Raw genomic sequence first — 18,390 nt, 5'->3', positions numbered from 1 at the left:
CTAAGGGCGCCATGCCGTACGAACCACCCACTCACACCGTCGAGCGCTCCCTCCGGGCCACGACCGGAGCGAAGGTCATTGCCGGTGTCGACGAGGTGGGGCGCGGTGCCTGGGCCGGTCCCGTCACCGTCTGCGCGGCGGTCACCGGACTGCGCCGGCCCCCCGTGGGCCTCACCGACTCCAAGCTGCTCACCGTCAAGCGCCGTACCGCGCTCGCCGGGGAGTTGCGGGGCTGGGTGACGGCATACGCGCTCGGTCACGCCTCCGCACAGGAGATCGACGACATGGGGATGACGGCGGCGCTGCGGCTCGCGGCGGTGCGTGCCCTGGAGGCGCTGCCGGTCCGACCCGAGGCGGTCATCCTCGACGGCAAGCACGACTACCTCGGCACACCCTGGACCGTCCGCACGGTCATCAAGGGCGACCAGTCGTGCGTGGCCGTCGCGGCGGCTTCGGTGATCGCCAAGGTTCACCGCGACAAAATGATGGCCGAACTGGGTGTCGACCATGCAGACTTCGGTTTTGCGGCCAACGCCGGGTATCCGTCGCCCGTGCACCGGGCCGCGCTGGAGGAGCGGGGCCCCACCCCGTACCACCGGCTCACGTGGGCGTATCTTGATGCGCTGCCCCGGTGGCGGCACCTCAAGAAGGTCCGCGCCTGGGCGGACGGAGGCGCTCCGGAGATCGAGGGTCAGCTCGGCTTCGACTTCTGACGGTTCCACCCGCCCCGATGTGCCACCCGCCCACGCGGGCCGTACCAATGTTTGATAAACATCAGCCCATGCCTCTCCTTCCCGAGGAGCCTCAGATTCACGAGAGTGCCCAGGGTCCCCGCGCCACTCCGGCCACCGGACGCACCGCGCCGACCCCCCGTCCCGTACCCGGCCCCCGCCCCGCGGCTCCGTCGCGTCCCGGTCGTCCCGGCCCTGTGCGGCCGGCGCCGCCGGCGCAACGCATGCCACGGGACGTGATCGCCGCCAAGCCCGGGCCTTCGGCTCCGGCTGCCCCCGTGCCCTCGGGGAGCCCGCAGATCCAGCTGATCCCGGCTTCGGCCGAGGGGGCGCTGGACGCGGCCGAGGAAGCGGTCGACCTGCTTCTGGACTCGGGTCGCGCGCCCGGTGAGGTGCTGGTGGTCACCACCGGCGAGCCGCACCCGTGGGCCGCCCACGAACTGTCCTTCGGCGAAGCCGCCTACTGGGCCCAGCACGACGCGGGCGACGACGTCTTCTACGCGAACGCCTCCGCGGTCTCCCGTGCCGCGGGCCGTCCCGTGGTCGTGGTCGCCGTCAACGGCGGTGCGACTGCCGCTGTCGCCGAGGCTCTGCCCCTGGCCCGCACCCGGGCCGGTGCCCTGCTGATCGTCTGCGGAGACCCGCAGCGGATCAACTCGGTGCTGGGCGCGAGCGTCTGACCGCCTGACCATCTGGCCGCCTGACCGTCTGACCCGTTCCCGGCATGCCGGGGAGCGGGGCGTCGGTGCGCCAGGTGCGTCCTGGTGCGTCCGGGTACGCCTGTCCGGCAGACCTCGGACGCGGCAGGTGCGTTCGGGCGCAGGCACGCGGACGGACCTACGGACGCGGACCGACGTACATGGTGGAGGCGCCCTTCCGGCGCCACTGCACAGCGGGCGTTCCGGCGTGCGCGGACGACCGTGCCGGACGGCCGCGTGCCGGACGGTCGGGGGCGGCGGCCGGGGGGGCTGGTCGGGGGTGGCCGTGGGCGGTAGGTGCGGGCAGGCCCCCGCAGCCGTCGCGGTCGTAACCGGATTCGTGTGACCGCAGGGCCGTGGTGCCCTCGATACGTCCCTGGTGCCCGTGGTGGGTCCGTGGTGCCCCTGGTGGTCCCGCGGTCAGCGGGCCGCCACGCGCCGCAGGACCTCGGAGGCAGCCCCTCCGGTGCGCGGCAGCGGAGGCAGTGACGCGGGGGAGCCGAACGGTTCGGGTGCCGAGTGCGCGTTCGGCCGGCGACCGCCGCGGCCCTCGCCGAGCACCTGCCAGCCCTCCCGGGTCAGCGTGATGTACGCCCCGCAGCGCAGTCCGTGCAGGGTGCAGGCGTCACGCAGCCCCCACATCCAGGCGCCGTCCTCCTCCGTCCAACGCCCGTCCCCCTCACGGCAGTAGAGCAGCACGGCGGTGCGCACCGGAGTGCGGCGCCGCAGGTCGTGCGGGATGACCCGGCGCAACTGGGAGAGCAGCGCGTTGCGGAACATCCAGCCGTCGGCGGGGGCCGGGCGGCGCACGAAGGAGGCGCTCGCCTGCACGCGCTCGTCCGGGTCGAGGACCGCGACGACCGCGGTCGCCGGTCCGGGGTGGTGCCGGGCATGCAGTCCGCTGACCACTTCCCGGGGGTTGCGCAGCAGAGGGATGCCCGCGGAGGCCCACTCGGCGGGTTCGAGCACACGATGGGCGGAGGCGGCGGACGTCGACAGCGAGGCCGCCGAGGACGGAGCGAATCCGAAGGTCACGTTCCTCCCTTCGGCTACGCGCCCACACTGCGGGCGGGGTCGGACTCGGGGGAGCGCACACCGCAGCAGAGCCCTACCGGATCACGTCCGAGCCGTGCGGGGAGCGGACTTCAATTCTTCCTGCCGAACTTGGATGCGGCAACGAGCAATTGGGGCCACCGACCGTTATCGGGTGAGCCGTGGCTTATATCCTTACCCCGAGTGCACCCGCGCGACGCCTGAGCCGTTCGAACCCCCCATGTTCCTACGCCACGGAGCCCCGCGCGGTCCAGAGGGGCGCACGCTCCGTGACGGCGGGAACGCGGGCAGCTCCCCGCACGGAGCCTTTTCAGCCCTGCACGGCCAGGACCAACGGCAGCACACCCTGGGCGCCGGACCCTCTCAGCAGGCGGGCGGCGACAGCGAGGGTCCAGCCGGTCTCGGTGTAGTCGTCGACCAGGAGCACCGGACCGGGGTTCCCGGCGAGGGCCGCGGCCAGGGCGGGCGGCACCGTCAGCGCCCCGTCGAGAGCCTTGAGGCGCTGGGCGCTGTTGCTCCGGGCCGCCCGGTGCGCCTCCCCGGCGTACTCCACGGTGCCCAGCAGCGGCAGCCTTCCGATCCGGGCGATGTGCTCGCCCAGGGAGTGGATCAGCCGCGGCCGGGTGCGCGAGGCGAGTGTGACGACGCCGACCGGGCGCGGTGCCCCGTCCGCAGTCCCCGCGGTCCAGCCGTCCGGCCCCTTCGCCCAGTCGGCCAGCACGTCCACCACGGCCCGCGCCACGTCTTCCGGCACAGGACCGTCGGGCGCGTGCGACGCGAGCATCGGGCGCAGCCGGTTGCCCCAGCCGATGTCCGACAGGCGCCCCAACGCCCTGCCCGGCCCCGCCTGTTCACCAGCCGGAATGCGTCCCTTGAGCTCGACGCCGATCGCCGGGAGGCCCGTCGGCCACATGCGGCGGGGCTCCACCTCGACGCCGGCCCGGCCGAGATCCACGCGCGCGGCCTCCACCGCCGTGGTCGACGTGTCCGCCGTGAACCGGCCGCCCGCGCAGGTGTCGCAACGCCCGCACGGTCTGGCGGTGTCGTCGTCGAGCTGGCGCTGGAGGAACTCCATCCGGCAGCCCGTCGTCGCCGCGTACTCGCGCATCGCCTGTTGTTCGGCCTTGCGCTGCTTCGCGACCCAGTCGTACCGCTCCGCGTCGTACGACCACGGCCGGCCGGTGGCGACCCAGCCGCCCTTGACCCGCCTGACCGCCCCGTCGACGTCCAGGACCTTGAGCATGGCCTCCAGGCGGGAGCGCCGGAGCTCGACCAGCGGTTCCAGCGCGGGCAGGGACAGCGGGCCCGCCGCGCGGGCGAGCACGTCCAGCGTCCGGCGCACCAGCTCCTCGGAGGGGAAGGCCAGCGACGCGAAGTACTCCCAGATCGCCTCGTCCTCCTTCCCGGGGAGGAGGAGCACCTCCGCGTGCTCGACACCGCGGCCGGCGCGGCCCACCTGCTGGTAGTAGGCGATCGGGGAGGACGGCGAGCCCAGGTGCACGACGAATCCCAGGTCGGGCTTGTCGAATCCCATGCCGAGCGCCGAGGTGGCGACCAGGGCCTTGACCTTGTTGTTCAGCAGATCGTCCTCGGCCTGCTGCCGGTCGGCGTTCTCCGTCTTTCCCGTGTAGGAGGCGACGGTGTGGCCGCGGCCGCGCAGGAAGGCGGTGACCTCCTCGGCGGCCGCCACGGTGAGCGTGTAGACGATCCCGGACCCGGGCAGCTCGTCGAGGTGGTCGGCGAGCCAGGCCATCCGGTGCGCGGCGTCGGGCAGCCGCAACACGTTCAGACTGAGGCTCTCCCGGTCGAGCGGGCCGCGCAGCACCAGCGCGTCAGACGCGCCGCCGGTCCCCAGCTGCTCGGCCACGTCGGCGGTCACGCGCGCGTTGGCCGTGGCCGTGGTCGCGAGGACGGGCACTCCCGGCGGGAGCTCGGTGAGCATCGTGCGCAGCCGCCGGTAGTCCGGGCGGAAGTCGTGGCCCCAGTCGGAGATGCAGTGGGCCTCGTCCACGACCAGCAGCCCGGTCGCGGCCGCGAGCTTGGGCAGGACCTGGTCGCGGAAGTCGGGGTTGTTCAGCCGCTCCGGGCTGACCAGGAGCACGTCGACCTCGCCCGCGGCGATCTCGCTCTGAACGGTGTCCCACTCCTCGGTGTTCGCCGAGTTGATGGTGCGGGCGTGGATGCCGGCGCGGGCCGCCGCCTCCACCTGGTTGCGCATCAGCGCCAGCAGCGGGGAGACGATCACCGTGGGGCCGGCGCCCCGCCCGCGCAGCAGGGAGGTGGCCACGAAGTAGACCGCGGACTTGCCCCAGCCCGTGCGCTGGACGACCAGGGCGCGGCGGCCCTCGGCGACCAGCGCCTCGATCGCCCGCCACTGGTCCTCGCGCAGCCGTGCCGTGCCCGTGCCGTCGCCGACGAGCCGGGCGAGAACCGCGTCGGCCGCCGCCCGGAGGTCCGCGTTGTTCGTGTGCTCCATGCGTTCCATACAACAGGACGGCACTGACAATCGGGACGGTGGCGGTCCGCGCCGGGTGCGGTTGATGTGTCCCTGATCGGACTTATCCACAGGCCAAAGCGGGATTCGACGTTCCGCGAGATCGTCGGCGCATGACGAATCACAGCGAAACGACTGGATCCCCCGAAAGCGGAGACTTCGGCACGGGCGCATACGGCGCGGGTGAGTACGGCAAGGGCCTGTCCGGCGAGGGCGTGTCCGGCGACCACAGGCACGGAGGGGACGCGCAAGGGGACCCCGAGCCCGGCGGCGGCGACATCGCCTACGACACTTTCGCCGGCCCGGAGTCAGGTCAGGAGGGCCCGGAACATCAGGTCACCCTCCGCACCCCGGCCGAGCTCGCCGACGCTCTGCCCTATCTGCTCGGGTACCGCCCGGAGGACAGCATCGTCCTGGTCGCGCTGCACGACCGGGACGGACGCGGCCGGTTCGGCGGCCGGGCCAGGCTCGGCATTCCACCGGGCATGGACGACTGGCCGTCCGCCGCCCGGCAGCTGGCCCAAGGCCTGATCGCGGGCAGCGAGCGCCGCGGTGCCAAGCCCGAGCAGATGGTCGCCTTCCTCTGCCAGGAGCCGGCCGCGGGTGAGTCGGGACGACAGGTCATGCGGCGGCTGGAGCCGCTCGCCCAGAAGCTGCGCACGGAATGCGGCCGCCTCGACGTCCCCGTGATCGAGGCGCTGTGCATCTCCGACGGCCGCTTCTGGTCGTACTGCTGCCCCTCCGAGGGATGCTGCCCCGACGAGGGGCTGCCAATGGGACTGCCCGGTACCTCCGTACTGGCCGCCGCGGCGGCCTACGCCGGAATCCAGGTGCGGGGAAGCCTGCGGGAGATGCGGGCCAGACTGCTGCCCTGGGAGACGGCCGCGGCGCTGGACCAGGAGATCGCCCTCGACACCGCCGGCATGGACCTGGTGCCCCGGATCCTCGACGAGGGGAGCCGCGCTGCGGTGGCCGAGCAGACGCTGGAACTGGCCGAACGCGTCGTGCGGCGGTTCGCCGAGGCGCCCTTCGTCCCCGGCAGCACGCCGGCGGACCTGCGGGACGACGATCTGCTCACGCACCAGGAAGCCGCGGCGCTGATCCTCGGCCTGCAGGACCGCGAGACGCGGGACCGCGCGGCCGAGTGGATGGAGGGCGACGAGGCCGGTCCGGCACTTCGGCTCTGGCGAGCCCTGGCCCGCCGCTGCGTCGGCCCCTACGGCGAGCACGCGGCCGTGCCGCTGACACTCGCGGGCTGGGTCGCCTGGTCCACCGGTGACGACCTCGAGGCGAGGGAGGCGCTGGCCATGGCACTGGGCGCGGACTCCGACTACCTCTTCGCCCGCCTTCTGCACCAGGCCTGCAACGAGGGGCTGGACCCGGAATCGGTGCGCCGCTGCCTGCGCGCGGAGCGTGACGGACGGGCGCGACCGAAGGTGGGGGGAAGCGAAATCCCTGAGGCGAGGGGAGTCCCTGAGGCGGAAGGGGCCGTCGGTGCCGTCGGCGAGGAGACGAACGGGGCGGCGCCTCGCGAGGCGAGCCCGACCGACGCCCGGGAGACGCACGGGGCCGCGCCCCACGGCGCGGCGGAGACCGCCGCCCGGGAAGCCGGACCGGCTGCCGAGGGCGACACGGACACGCGGACACCCCCGGACGGGCGGGCCACCAGCGGTACCTGCCGACCCCCGGCGTCGGAGGTCGCGCCGTCCCGACGCAGGCGTCGGACCAGGGCAGGCCGACCGGACCCGTCGCGCTCTGGCCGGGAGGACATGCGCCAGGGCGGGGACGGGAGGCGCCCGAGCGGGACGCGCCGGGTGGCCAGGACGCACCCCGCGACGTCCCGGAGCGACACCTTGCACCTGGACTCCTCGCAGTCGGCAGGCCGCCCGCGCCGGGGCATCACGGCCGGGGACGCCGCCCCATTCCGAGGCACCACGGCCGGGGACGCCGCCCCATTCCGAGGCGCCGCGGCCGGGGACCGCACCCGACGCCGAGGTACCGCGGCCAGGAACGGCGCACCGCGTCGAGGTGCCGACAGCCCCCCGAGCCCGATCGCCCGAGGTGACGCCCCCGACGGCACCCCGTGAGCGGCAGCCCCGAGCCGGGGACGGATCGCCGACTCGCCCAGGCGAGCGTGCCCCGTGCCCGGCGCGCGCCGGGTCGGTCGGCCCCTCGCCGCTGGGGAATTCCCGACCGCGAGACGGAGGAACTGCTGCCGGCGGCCGGACAGTGTCTGACCTGGCTACGGACAGCCGTGGGGGCACGTACCTGTGTGATCCGCGTCCAGGAGACGGCCGTCGCTGTCGCCGGCCTGGCCGCCGAGGGCTGCGAGAAGGAGGCGGCCTCACTGCTGCTGGGCATCCTGGCGGCGGCCGAGGCGTTCGGTCACCGGCTGCCGGAGACGCACGCGGGGGAGCAGCGCACCGGCGGCGGCGCCCCCCGTCCCCCGGCGGCCTGCCGCCCCTCGGCCACGTCGGCGGCGGCCGGGGTGCTGCTGCCGACCGCGCTCGTGGGCGTCTGCCCCGACGCCCCGGCCCGGAAGGTCACGCTCCGCTCCCTGCGCTCCGCTCCCTGCGCTCCGCTCCCTGAGCTCCGCGCCGCTCGGAGAGATCGGCCTCATGGGGCTGCGGGTCGCCGGCGCCCCCTTCTCCGTACGGGTCGGCCGGCTCGGACCGACCCTGGTCGAGGAGGCCGCCACGGACCGCGGTTGGGAACGTGACCTCGGACGAGGCGGCACAGGCCGACGGGAGGCGAGAACGTTTTGAGAGCCGTGAGAACCGTGACCGATCGAAACGGATCGGTCATGGACGTCCTTGACGGAGGGAGTGTTTATCGTCAGGCAGACGACTATGATCGCGGCATGCCCTACGACCCGTCAGCCTTTCCGCCTTTCGCCGTCACCGTGGACCTGGTCGTGCTGACCGTGCGCCGCCATGCCCTGTGCGCGCTGGCGGTGCGCAGGGGGGAGCCCCCCTTCCAGGGGCGGTGGGCGCTCCCCGGCGGCTTCGTACGGGCCGACGAGGACCTGTCGCAGGCCGCGGCGCGCGAACTGGCCGAGGAGACCGGGCTGCGCGCCCACGACCCGTCCGTTCCCGCCCAGGACAACGGCGCCCACCTGGAGCAGCTCGCGACCTACGGTGATCCCAAGCGTGATCCCCGCATGCGCGTCGTCAGCGTCGCCCACCTGGCCCTCGCCCCCGACCTTCCGGCACCCCGGGCGGGCGGCGACGCCAGCAACGCGCGCTGGGCGCCCGTCGAGGAACTGCTGCAGCAGGGCGGGTACGGCCGGGACGGCGAGCCGGTGGCCCCGCTCGCCTTCGATCACGCCCAGATCCTCGCGGACGGGGTGGAACGCGCACGGTCCAAGATCGAGTACTCGTCGCTGGCGACCGCGTTCTGTCCGCCCGAGTTCACCGTCGGTGAGCTGCGCCGGGTGTACGAGGCGGTGTGGGGCGTGGCGCTCGACCCGCGGAACTTCCACCGCAAGGTGACCGGCACGCCCGGGTTCCTGGTGCCGACCGGGGGCACCACCACCCGCCAGGGAGGTCGCCCGGCTCAGCTCTTCCGGGCCGGCGGCGCCACCCTGCTCAACCCGCCCATGCTGCGCCCGGAGGTCTGACCGCCGCGCCCCGTGGGAGAGGCTTGGTACGGCGACTGGTCGGCCCGGGGCGGCCAGGGCCCGATCTTCCTTGCGATTCCTTCCCGTGAACGGCCAACCAGGGACCGAGATGGGGTATGGGCGGAGATCAACGCGCGTCGCGCTACCCGAAAAAACGGACATAACGCGCTATCTTGCTGCGGGTGATCCAGGCCTTCGGATTGACCAGCGACTCCCGCAAGGACCTTCCGCCCGCCGTCGACGATGTCTCCTTCGAAGCGCACGCGGGCCGTGTCACCGCGCTCCTCGGAACGCCGGGCGCGGGCAAGACCACGACGCTCAGACTCATGCTCGAACTCCAACAGGGCCGTGGCATCACCTATTTCAAGGGGCGACCCCTGCACCGCATCGCCCACCCGTCGCACGAGGTCGGGGTCCTTCTGGGCGACGTCCCGGGACACCCCTCGCGAACGGTCCGCGGTCACCTGCGCATGCTCTGCGCCGCGGCGGGCCTGCCGGCCCGGCGTGCCGACGAAGTGCTGGAGGTCGTCGGGCTCGTCAGCCTGCGCGAAGAGCGGCTGGGCACCCTGTCGCGGGGTATGGACCGCCGCCTGGGTCTGGCCTGCGCCCTGCTGTCCGACCCGCACACACTGGTGCTCGACGACCCGGCCGCCGGACTCTCCCCCCGCGAAGCCCGCTGGTTCCACGGCATGCTCCGGGCCCACGCGACCCAGGGCGGCACGGTCCTGTACACCACGGCCGACTCCAAGGAGGCGGCGCGCACGGCCGACCGCGTCGTCACACTCGCCCGGGGGATCCTGGTCGCCGACCAGGAGGCCGCCGACTTCGCCCGCACCCGGCTGCGCCCCCGGGTCGCCGTCCGCAGCCCGCACGCCACCCGCCTCGCGGCCGCCCTGACCAAGGAGGCCCGCACCGCCCGCCACTCCGTGGAGGTCGTGCGGGAGGAGGGCAATCGTCTGTCCGTCTACGGCAGTACGTGCGCCGACATCGGCGAGACGGCGTTCCGCCACGGCATCCTCATCCACCAACTAGCTGACGAGTTGGGGGACATGGGCCCAGGTGCCGCTGCGGCGCCTCCGGACGGCGCAGCGGTCACCGGGCAGCTCCAGTCCGCGCCGACGCCGACGTCGGGGCCGTCGGCCACCGGGCGGCGCAAGGCCCCCGTGAACGTCGTACGCGCCCCGGAGCAGCCGGCCCCCCGGCGCTCCGGCGCCGACGCGGGCACGCCGGTGACCGAGGACGCGTCGCCGGCCGGCGACGCCCGCTCCGGCGGCGAGGCCTCCCCATCCCCGTCCGATCCGGCGTCCGTCGCCGCACACGCCGAGGGCGCGTCCGACACGGCCCCTGCCGCCGGCGCGCCGGTGACGGCATCGGCCCAGAGCGCCTGCTCCACGGCCCCCCTTCAGGGGGTCTCCGCCGCGGACCGCCCCGAACACGCCCCCGCAGCCCGTCGGCCCGCAGGCCCCTCCAACGCCTCCCACCCTGCGGAAGCCCGTTCCGGGGGCACACCCGCAGTCGCCCGTCCCCAGGACTCGTCCGCGACCGCCACGCCCGCGCAGTCATCGACGCCCGGCCACTCCGGGCACTCACCCGCGACCGGGCGTCCCGCGGGCTCATCCGCGATCGAGCGTGCCGTTGATTCGTCCGCGGCCGGGCATCCCGGGCGCGTGTCCGCGCAGTCACCCGCGACCAAGCGCCCCGCGCCCCCCTCCGCTGCCGTGCGCCCCGGGAGCAAGGGCGATCCCGCCACGGCGCGCTCCACGGGAGACGCGCCCACCACCCGCGAGGCCGACCCCGGCGCGTCCGGCGCGGCGACCGGGCAGCCCTCGATTCCGACCCCGCGCCCGGCCGAGGCCGCCGCGCCCGCTCTCTCCTCCCCCTTGCCGCCTCCCATCGCCGTCCGGCCCGGCCCCCGCCCCCTGCGTCCCCTCCGCTACGAGCTGCGCCGCGCCGCCGGAATCAGCACGGGCTTCGTCATCGGTGCCGCCGCCCTCGTCGCCTCCGCCCTCACGGCCCTGGTCCTGGGCCGACTCGGTCACACGCCGCAGCCGCGCCTGCTCGCCGCATGGCCGCAGCAGTTCCCCCTGCCGCCCGCGGCGCTCGCCGCCGGTCTGCTGGGTGCCCTCTCCTTCGGCGACGAGTTCCGCCACCCCGCCCTCGCCGCGGACCGCGGCTCCGTACCCCGCCGACTGGGACTGCTCAGCGCGAAGCTCCTCGTCGCGGGCGCCTCCGCGCTGCTGCTGGGCTTCCTCACGGTGGGCTGTGACGCCGAGGTGCTCTACCTCGTCTACGGACGGGAGCTCACCCAGGTTCCCGGAGACTGGCTCTCCCCGGCGGCGAGTTGGGGCGGCCTCGTGGTCGGGTGCGCCTGGGCCGGCGTACTGGCCGCCGGCCTGTTCCGGTCCACCACGGCCGGGCTCGCCGCGGTGCTCGCCGTGCCGGTGCTCGCCGTGCCCCTGATGGAGAAGGTCTTGGCGGGGGCCACGGACCGGGCCGCCGCCGGTTTCCCCCAACGTCTTCGCGAATCGTTCCTGCTGCAGTGGCCCTTCGGAGGGGACCGCTTGGTGGCCGCCGCTGCCCAGGTGATCGCACAACCCGTGGGCGGCGCACTGACGTTGTCGCTGGCCACGCTGTTGTGCGCCTACCTGCTGACGACCCTGCGAAGCAGGATCGGGTGACCGCCCTTCGCGTCTTTTCGGTCGTCCCGCGGGCACAACTCCCCGAGGGGTGCTCATTTCTTTTCGATAAGGCGTCAATTGCGACGGAGTGAGCGATCACCCTTTCGTGTGCTTTTCACCAAAGACCTCAAGGGAGTTGGAGACGGCGCCGACAAAGGATCCGTGAGTACCCTTGCGCACACCATGATGACCGCCGCCCGCTCCTCAGACTCCGGCCTCGTCGGCCCGGGCGGACTCGACCGCTACCCCTACGCCGAAGCGCCCGTCCCCGATCGCGTCGGCGCCCCCTCCTGGGAGGGGCCGGAACCGGAGCTGGGCCGGGTGGGCCGGCGTGCCACGGGCAGCCGCGGCCGCGGACTGCACGGCCAACTCGTTCAGCAGCTGGGACAGATGATCGTTTCCGGGGATCTGGGCGCCGACCGCCCGCTGGTGCCCGAGGAGATCGGCCAGCGCTTCGAGGTCTCCCGCACCGTCGTCCGCGAGTCCCTCCGCGTGCTGGAGGCAAAGGGCCTGGTCAGCGCCCGCCCGAACGTGGGCACGCGCGTACGCCCGGTCAGCGACTGGAACCTGCTGGACCCCGACATCATCGAGTGGCGGGCCTTCGGGCCGCAGCGCGACGACCAGCGCCGCGAGCTGAGCGAGCTGCGCTGGACGATCGAGCCGCTCGCCGCGCGCCTCGCCGCCGGGCACGGGCGCGAGGACGTCCAGCAGCGCCTCGCCGACATGGTCGAGATCATGGGGCACGCCCTGGGCCAGGGCGACGCGCTCACGTTCTCCCGCGCGGACGCCGAGTTCCACACCCTGCTCATCCAGATCGCGGGCAACCGCATGCTGGAGCACCTCTCCGGCATCGTGTCCGCCGCCCTCCAGGTCTCCGGCGGCCCCGTCACGGGCTGCGAACGGCCGAACGAGACCACCCTGGCGCAGCACGCGCGGATCGTCGACGCGCTCGCGGCGGGCGACGGCGCGGCGGCGGAGGCCGCCATGCGCCAGCTGCTCACGGTGCACCCCGAGGTCGAGCGCGTCGTCCCCGCGCCGCGCGAGCACTGACCCGCGCGGAGACGACACGGCCGGGCTCTGCCGTCCTCTCGAGCGGACGGCACGGCCGGCTGCATCGCCCCTCGCGGCCCCACCGAGGCGCCGGACCGCCGCTCGCAGGACCTCGCCGGATCCCTTGTGCATCCGGCGAGGTCCGCGAGCGACGGTCGCGAGCGACCGGGCGGCGTGGCGATCGGCCGGGAGCGAACGGCGAGTGCGCGGCGAGCGGCGCGGAAGCGGCTCGGCGGTGCGGCTACCGTGGTGAAGTCCGCAGGTAGGGTCCGGTCAGCGGCACAGGTGACCCCAATTGCCCACATCTGGCCGTTCTTGAGTGCTTACGGGGTGTGACTCGGGCCACGCAGATTGGGCGTAACGCTCGTGGAGACAGCGCGATGACCTAAGAGGTGACAGCCGCGGAGGGAATACGGACGCCGTTCACGGCGCTGTGCCTCTTCCCGGCCCCCGCCCGCGCCGTCGGCCCATCCCCAGGCCGGTGGTCGGCTCCTGTCCCCCGTGGACGGGGCCGGAAGCCGTTTTCCAACGTTCCGAGAGGTTGTTCGTGTCGGCCAGCACATCCCGTACGCTCCCGCCGGAGATCGCCGAGTCCGTCTCTGTCATGGCGCTCATTGAGCGGGGAAAGGCTGAGGGGCAGATCGCCGGCGACGATGTGCGTCGGGCCTTCGAAGCTGACCAGATTCCGGCCACTCAGTGGAAGAACGTACTGCGCAGCCTCAACCAGATCCTCGAGGAAGAGGGTGTGACGCTGATGGTCAGTGCCGCGGAGCCCAACAAGCGCACCCGAAAGAGCGTCGCAGCGAAGAGTCCGGCCAAGCGCACCGCCACCAAGACGGTCGCGGCGAAGACGGTGACCACCAGGAAGGCCACCGCCACCGCCACGCCGGCGGAGCCCGCCGCCGACGCGCCCGTCGAGGACGACGCCCCCAAGAAGGCCGCCGCCAAGAAGACGACCGCCGCCAAGAAGACGGCGGCGAAGAAGACCACTGCCGCCAAGAAGACGGCGGCGAAGAAGACGACCGCCGCCAAGAAGGACGACGCGGAGCTCCTCGAAGAGGAGGTCCTCGAGGACGCCCCGAAGGCCGGCGACGAGCCCGAGGGCGCCGAGAGCGCCGGTTTCGTGCTCTCCGACGAGGACGAGGACGACGCCCCGGCCCAGCAGGTCGCCGCGGCCGGCGCCACCGCCGACCCGGTCAAGGACTACCTCAAGCAGATCGGCAAGGTCCCCCTGCTCAACGCGGAGCAGGAGGTCGAGCTCGCCAAGCGCATCGAGGCCGGCCTGTTCGCCGAGGACAAGCTGGCCAACGCCGACAAGCTCGCCCCCAAGCTCAAGCGCGAGCTGGAGATCATCGCCGAGGACGGCCGCCGCGCCAAGAACCACCTCCTGGAGGCCAACCTCCGTCTGGTGGTCTCCCTGGCCAAGCGCTACACCGGCCGCGGCATGCTCTTCCTGGACCTCATCCAGGAGGGCAACCTCGGTCTGATCCGCGCGGTCGAGAAGTTCGACTACACCAAGGGCTACAAGTTCTCCACGTACGCCACCTGGTGGATCCGTCAGGCGATCACCCGCGCCATGGCCGACCAGGCCCGCACCATCCGTATCCCGGTGCACATGGTCGAGGTCATCAACAAGCTCGCGCGCGTGCAGCGCCAGATGCTCCAGGACCTGGGCCGCGAGCCCACCCCGGAGGAGCTGGCCAAGGAACTCGACATGACCCCGGAGAAGGTCATCGAGGTCCAGAAGTACGGCCGCGAGCCCATCTCGCTCCACACCCCGCTGGGCGAGGACGGCGACAGCGAGTTCGGTGACCTCATCGAGGACTCCGAGGCGGTCGTCCCGGCCGACGCGGTCAGCTTCACGCTGCTGCAGGAGCAGCTGCACTCGGTCCTCGACACCCTGTCCGAGCGCGAGGCGGGCGTCGTCTCCATGCGCTTCGGTCTCACCGACGGTCAGCCGAAGACTCTCGACGAGATCGGCAAGGTCTACGGCGTCACGCGTGAGCGCATCCGCCAGATCGAGTCCAAGACCATGTCGAAGCTGCGCCACCCGTCGCGTTCGCAGGTGCTGCGCGACTACCTCGACTAGGTCGCAGCGGTACGGCTCCGAAGGCCCGGTTCCCCTCAGGGGCGCCGGGCCTTCGTGCTGCGGCCCGCGCCGCTCTGAATCACTCTGGGTGTTCGATGACGCCCAAGGAGTGAGGAGTGTGCATGCGAAGCCGTATTGCCCGGGCACTGGCCCGGCCGCTGGTCATAGCGGCCGCCACGGCCGCGATACCGCTGGTGAACGCCGCCCCGGCGACCGCCGACGGCGTGGTCGTCGGCGGTACTCCCGTAGACGTGTCCGTGAGTCCGTGGGCGGTGGCGCTGTCCAGCCGTGACCGGTTCGGGGGTACCCGTGCCGGACAGTTCTGCGGAGGTGTGGCCATCGGCCCGACCACCGTGCTGACGGCCGCCCACTGCATGGCCAAGGAGGTCATCGGCGCGCCACCGACACCCGATCTGAAAGTCATCACAGGGCGTACGGATCTGCTCTCGGACGAGGGCAGGGAAGTCTCCGTACGCAGCGTCTGGATCAATCCGCGCTACAACGGTGCCACCAACGCCGGCGACTTCGCGGTGCTCTCCCTCGATGAGCCGCTGCCCCAGAGCTCGGTCATCGCGATGGCGGGCCCGGGCGACCCGGCGTACACACCGGGCACCGGCGCGACGGTCTACGGCTGGGGGGACACCACCGGCAACTCGGCGTATCCGCACACCCTGCACGCCGCCGGCGTGCACATCCTGTCCGACGCCCAGTGCCGACGGGCGTACCCGGGCGGTGTCGACGGCACCTACATGCCGCAGACCATGCTGTGCGCGGGGGAGGAGGAGGGGGGCAAGGACGCCTGCCAGGGGGACAGCGGTGGGCCGCTGGTCGCCGAGGGGCGGCTGGTGGGCCTCGTGTCCTGGGGGAACGGCTGCGGGCGGCCGGGGAGCCCGGGGGTCTACACGCGCGTGTCCGAGGTCGTACGGACGCTGGGCGCCTCCACCGGCAAGAACAAGACGCCGCACGGATCCCGCCAGGGCTGACGGGGATCAGCGGGGCGTGACGGCGATCGATGGATCAACGACGGCCCGGTGCGCGACGGCCACGTGGACGGGCGGCCGCTCCTGTGTGAGGAGTGGCCGCCCGTTCGCCGGCCTGCGCCGGCAGTGGCTCGTCGTGCGAGGTGTCAGCGCTCATCTTCGGACGCGGAAGCGGGAACGGTGGTGAGGCGCTCCGTCTCGTCCTGTATCTCAGCGGCGATCTTCTTGAGTTCCGGCTCGAACTTGCGGCCGTGGTGGGCGCAGAAGAGCAGTTCGCCGCCGCTCGCCAGGACGACGCGTAGGTACGCCTGGGCGCCGCAACGGTCGCAGCGGTCAGCGGCCGTCAGCGGGCTCGCGGGGGTCAGAACAGTAGTCACGTCGCCTCTTCTCTAGCTCGACGAGCTGTCGTACCAGGGTCAACATCCAACCAGCCCCAAACGTTCCCGCTCGTGGCTTTTTCTCGAAAAACCTTTCCGAGACGTCGGCTGCTGCCGGTTTGGCGGCGAATGTGCCGTATTGCGTTTCTGTGTGTCTTACGGTTTCGCGCGGTCGGTCATGGATCGGTCCTCCCGGCCGGGTTGCCGGTTGTTCATGAGGACGTGCCCGGAGCCTAAATGGTTCATGCCTCGAAGGGAACGTGATTCGTGCTTCACTCCATCGAAGGATCGAACATCCATACGACTCTCTACTACTCTGGGTCTCAGCCGAGGGTTGCGTTGCAAGGGCTCTACCAGGCCTCGGTACCCTCTGAGCGGCTACCGATGCCACGCCCTCACCCCGCAGGGCCCACTCGAAATTCAGCGAGGAGCGAACCGCGTGACCGCCGAGACGTCCGTGCCGTCCACAGCTCTGCTGGCAGGAGCAGACCGGGACGGTTCCAACTACACCGCGCGGCACCTGCTCGTCCTCGAGGGGCTCGAGGCCGTACGCAAGCGCCCGGGCATGTACATCGGCTCGACCGACAGCCGCGGTCTGATGCACTGCCTCTGGGAGATCATCGACAACTCCGTGGACGAGGCCCTGGGGGGCTACTGCGACCACATCGACGTGATCCTGCACGACGACGGCTCCGTCGAGGTGCGGGACAACGGCCGGGGCATCCCGGTCGACGTCGAGCCCAAGACCGGCATGTCCGGCGTCGAGGTCGTCATGACCAAGCTGCACGCGGGCGGCAAGTTCGGCGGCGGCTCGTACGCGGCCTCCGGCGGTCTGCACGGTGTCGGCGCCTCCGTGGTCAACGCCCTGTCCGCCCGCCTCGACGTCGAGGTGGACCGCGGCGGCCACACCCACGCCATCAGCTTCCGGCGCGGCGTCCCCGGCGCGTTCACCGGCAGCGGGCCCGACGCCAGGTTCGAGGCCAAGGGGGGCCTGCGGAAGGCCAAGAAGATCCCCAAGACCCGCACCGGCACCCGGGTGCGCTACTGGGCCGATCGGCAGATCTTCCTCAAGGACGCCAAGCTCTCCCTGGAGAACCTGCACCAGCGAGCCCGCCAGACCGCCTTCCTGGTGCCGGGCCTGACCATCGTGGTCCGCGACGAGTACGGGCTGGGCGAGGGCGGCAGCAAGGGCGAGGAGTCCTTCCGCTACGACGGCGGCATCAGCGAGTTCTGCGAGTACCTGGCCAGTGACAGGCCTGTCTGCGACGTCCTCCGCTTCACCGGGCACGGCACCTTCAAGGAGACGGTCCCGGTCCTCGACGACCATGGCCAGATGACGCCCACCGAGGTCACCCGTGAGCTCGGCGTGGACGTCGCGCTGCGCTGGGGAACCGGCTACGAGACGACCCTCCGGTCCTTCGTCAACATCATCGCCACCCCCAAGGGAGGCACCCACGTCGCCGGCTTCGAGCAGGCCGTCGCCAAGACGATGAACGAGGTGCTGCGGGCCAAGAAGCTGCTGCGCGTCGCCGAGGACGACATCGTCAAGGACGATGCCCTCGAGGGCCTCACCGCGGTCGTCACGGTCCGCCTCGCCGAACCGCAGTTCGAGGGCCAGACCAAGGAGGTCCTCGGTACCTCGGCGGCCCGCCGGATCGTGAACACCGTGATCAGCAGGGAACTCAAGGCGTTCCTGACCTCCACCAAGCGCGACGCGGCCCAGCAGGCCCGCGTGGTCATGGAGAAGGCCGTCGCCGCCGCACGCACGCGCATCGCCGCTCGGCAGCACAAGGACGCACAGCGCCGCAAGACGGCCCTGGAGTCCTCCTCGCTGCCCGCCAAGCTCGCCGACTGCCGCAGCGACGACGTCGACCGCAGCGAGCTCTTCATCGTCGAGGGCGACTCGGCCCTCGGTACGGCGAAGCTCGCGCGGAACTCCGAGTTCCAGGCGCTGCTGCCGATCCGAGGCAAGATCCTCAACGTCCAGAAGTCGTCCGTGACGGACATGCTGAAGAACGCCGAGTGCGGCGCGATCATCCAGGTGATAGGAGCGGGGTCAGGCCGGACCTTCGACCTGGACGCTGCCCGCTACGGCAAGATCATCATGATGACCGACGCCGATGTGGACGGCTCCCACATCCGCACCCTGCTGCTCACGCTCTTCCACCGCTACATGCGGCCCATGGTCGAGGCGGGCCGGGTGTTCGCCGCGGTGCCGCCGCTGCACCGCGTCGAGCTGATCCAGCCGAAGAAGGGCCAGGACAAGTACGTCTACACGTACTCGGACCGCGAGCTGCGCGACAAGCTGCTGGAGTTCCAGAGCAAGGGCATCCGCTACAAGGACTCGATCCAGCGGTACAAGGGCCTCGGTGAGATGGACGCCGACCAGCTGGCCGAGACGACCATGGACCCGCGCCACCGCACCCTGCGCCGGATCAACCTCTCCGACCTGGAGTCCGCGGAGCAGGTCTTCGACCTCCTGATGGGCAACGACGTGGCACCCCGCAAGGAGTTCATCGCGAGCTCGGCGGCGACGCTGGACCGCTCACGCATCGACGCGTAGCCGCTCCGCCGGGCGGGTGCGGGTGCCGGGGGAGTCCCTCTCCTCCGGCCTCCACCCG

At 72.4% G+C, this 18,390-nt stretch carries 12 protein-coding genes and 1 pseudogene; 10 read left to right on the top strand and 3 right to left on the bottom strand.

Going from position 1 to position 18,390, the window contains the following annotated elements:
• Positions 1 to 11 precede the first annotated feature (11 nt).
• Together ACIQ9G_RS32245 and ACIQ9G_RS32240 are read left to right on the top strand one after the other, a co-directional pair.
• Positions 12 to 713: a ribonuclease HII gene (locus ACIQ9G_RS32245; RefSeq protein ID WP_403616717.1), complete on the top strand. Its 702-nt coding sequence runs from the start codon at positions 12 to 14 to the stop codon at positions 711 to 713.
• A gap of 68 nt (positions 714 to 781) precedes the next feature.
• Positions 782 to 1,411 carry a hypothetical protein gene (locus ACIQ9G_RS32240; protein WP_403616714.1) on the top strand — a complete coding sequence of 210 codons (630 nt, stop codon included), beginning with the start codon at positions 782 to 784 and terminating at the stop codon, positions 1,409 to 1,411.
• A 438-nt stretch (positions 1,412 to 1,849) separates the two neighbouring features.
• Here ACIQ9G_RS32240 and ACIQ9G_RS32235 read toward each other — a convergent pair whose 3' ends face one another.
• Together ACIQ9G_RS32235 and ACIQ9G_RS32230 are read right to left on the bottom strand one after the other, a co-directional pair.
• Entirely contained in the window at positions 1,850 to 2,464 is a 615-nt protein-coding gene (locus ACIQ9G_RS32235) for a hypothetical protein (RefSeq protein WP_403616711.1), read from the bottom strand.
• Between the two features lie 328 nt (positions 2,465 to 2,792).
• Entirely contained in the window at positions 2,793 to 4,958 is a 2,166-nt protein-coding gene (locus ACIQ9G_RS32230; RefSeq protein ID WP_403616709.1) for a RecQ family ATP-dependent DNA helicase, read from the bottom strand.
• A 131-nt stretch (positions 4,959 to 5,089) separates the two neighbouring features.
• On the opposite strand from ACIQ9G_RS32230, the gene ACIQ9G_RS32225 reads away from it, so the two are divergent.
• From ACIQ9G_RS32225 to ACIQ9G_RS32195, 7 genes and pseudogenes are all read left to right on the top strand, one after another.
• A complete protein-coding gene (locus tag ACIQ9G_RS32225; protein WP_403616706.1) occupies positions 5,090 to 7,063 on the top strand; it encodes a DUF4192 family protein in 1,974 nt (657 codons plus the stop codon).
• A 170-nt stretch (positions 7,064 to 7,233) separates the two neighbouring features.
• Positions 7,234 to 7,741, top strand: a pseudogene (locus tag ACIQ9G_RS32220) (hypothetical protein); the annotation flags it as partial.
• A gap of 95 nt (positions 7,742 to 7,836) precedes the next feature.
• Positions 7,837 to 8,595 carry an NUDIX domain-containing protein gene (locus tag ACIQ9G_RS32215; protein WP_067301855.1) on the top strand — a complete coding sequence of 253 codons (759 nt, stop codon included), beginning with the start codon at positions 7,837 to 7,839 and terminating at the stop codon, positions 8,593 to 8,595.
• A 182-nt stretch (positions 8,596 to 8,777) separates the two neighbouring features.
• Positions 8,778 to 11,273, top strand: a complete 2,496-nt coding sequence (locus ACIQ9G_RS32210; RefSeq protein ID WP_403616703.1) for an ATP-binding cassette domain-containing protein — start codon at positions 8,778 to 8,780, stop codon at positions 11,271 to 11,273.
• A 162-nt stretch (positions 11,274 to 11,435) separates the two neighbouring features.
• Entirely contained in the window at positions 11,436 to 12,323 is an 888-nt protein-coding gene (locus ACIQ9G_RS32205) for a FadR/GntR family transcriptional regulator (protein ID WP_403616700.1), read from the top strand.
• Positions 12,324 to 12,870: 547 nt separating this feature from the next.
• Positions 12,871 to 14,412, top strand: a complete 1,542-nt coding sequence (locus ACIQ9G_RS32200) for an RNA polymerase sigma factor (protein WP_403616697.1) — start codon at positions 12,871 to 12,873, stop codon at positions 14,410 to 14,412.
• Between the two features lie 122 nt (positions 14,413 to 14,534).
• Positions 14,535 to 15,395, top strand: a complete 861-nt coding sequence (locus ACIQ9G_RS32195; RefSeq protein WP_403616694.1) for a S1 family peptidase — start codon at positions 14,535 to 14,537, stop codon at positions 15,393 to 15,395.
• 143 nt (positions 15,396 to 15,538) lie between these two features.
• Here the strand turns inward: ACIQ9G_RS32195 and ACIQ9G_RS32190 are convergent, their stop codons facing one another.
• The gene (locus ACIQ9G_RS32190; protein WP_392195154.1) at positions 15,539 to 15,769 is read right to left on the bottom strand and encodes a hypothetical protein; all 231 of its coding nucleotides are present in this window, start codon (positions 15,767 to 15,769) and stop codon (positions 15,539 to 15,541) included.
• 439 nt (positions 15,770 to 16,208) lie between these two features.
• Here ACIQ9G_RS32190 and ACIQ9G_RS32185 point away from each other — a divergent pair, with 439 nt between their 5' ends.
• Positions 16,209 to 18,332: a type IIA DNA topoisomerase subunit B gene (locus ACIQ9G_RS32185; RefSeq protein WP_403616691.1), complete on the top strand. Its 2,124-nt coding sequence runs from the start codon at positions 16,209 to 16,211 to the stop codon at positions 18,330 to 18,332.
• Positions 18,333 to 18,390: the final 58 nt, after the last annotated feature.

The organism is Streptomyces sp. NPDC096152 (genome assembly GCF_044763235.1).
Classification (GTDB): domain Bacteria; phylum Actinomycetota; class Actinomycetes; order Streptomycetales; family Streptomycetaceae; genus Streptomyces.
The sequence above is the reverse complement of the archived record's forward strand: the minus strand, read 5'-3'. Positions and strand labels throughout refer to the sequence as shown.

Excerpts from the sequence above, each read along its gene's own strand:
- ACIQ9G_RS32245 (WP_403616717.1), top strand. The coding sequence starts at position 12 with ATGCCGTACGAACCACCCACTCACACCGTCGAGCGCTCCCTCCGGGCC.
- ACIQ9G_RS32240 (WP_403616714.1), top strand. The coding sequence starts at position 782 with ATGCCTCTCCTTCCCGAGGAGCCTCAGATTCACGAGAGTGCCCAGGGT.
- ACIQ9G_RS32230 (WP_403616709.1), bottom strand. The coding sequence starts at position 4,958 with ATGGAGCACACGAACAACGCGGACCTCCGGGCGGCGGCCGACGCGGTT.
- ACIQ9G_RS32225 (WP_403616706.1), top strand. The coding sequence starts at position 5,090 with ATGACGAATCACAGCGAAACGACTGGATCCCCCGAAAGCGGAGACTTC.
- ACIQ9G_RS32215 (WP_067301855.1), top strand. The coding sequence starts at position 7,837 with ATGCCCTACGACCCGTCAGCCTTTCCGCCTTTCGCCGTCACCGTGGAC.
- ACIQ9G_RS32195 (WP_403616694.1), top strand. The coding sequence starts at position 14,535 with ATGCGAAGCCGTATTGCCCGGGCACTGGCCCGGCCGCTGGTCATAGCG.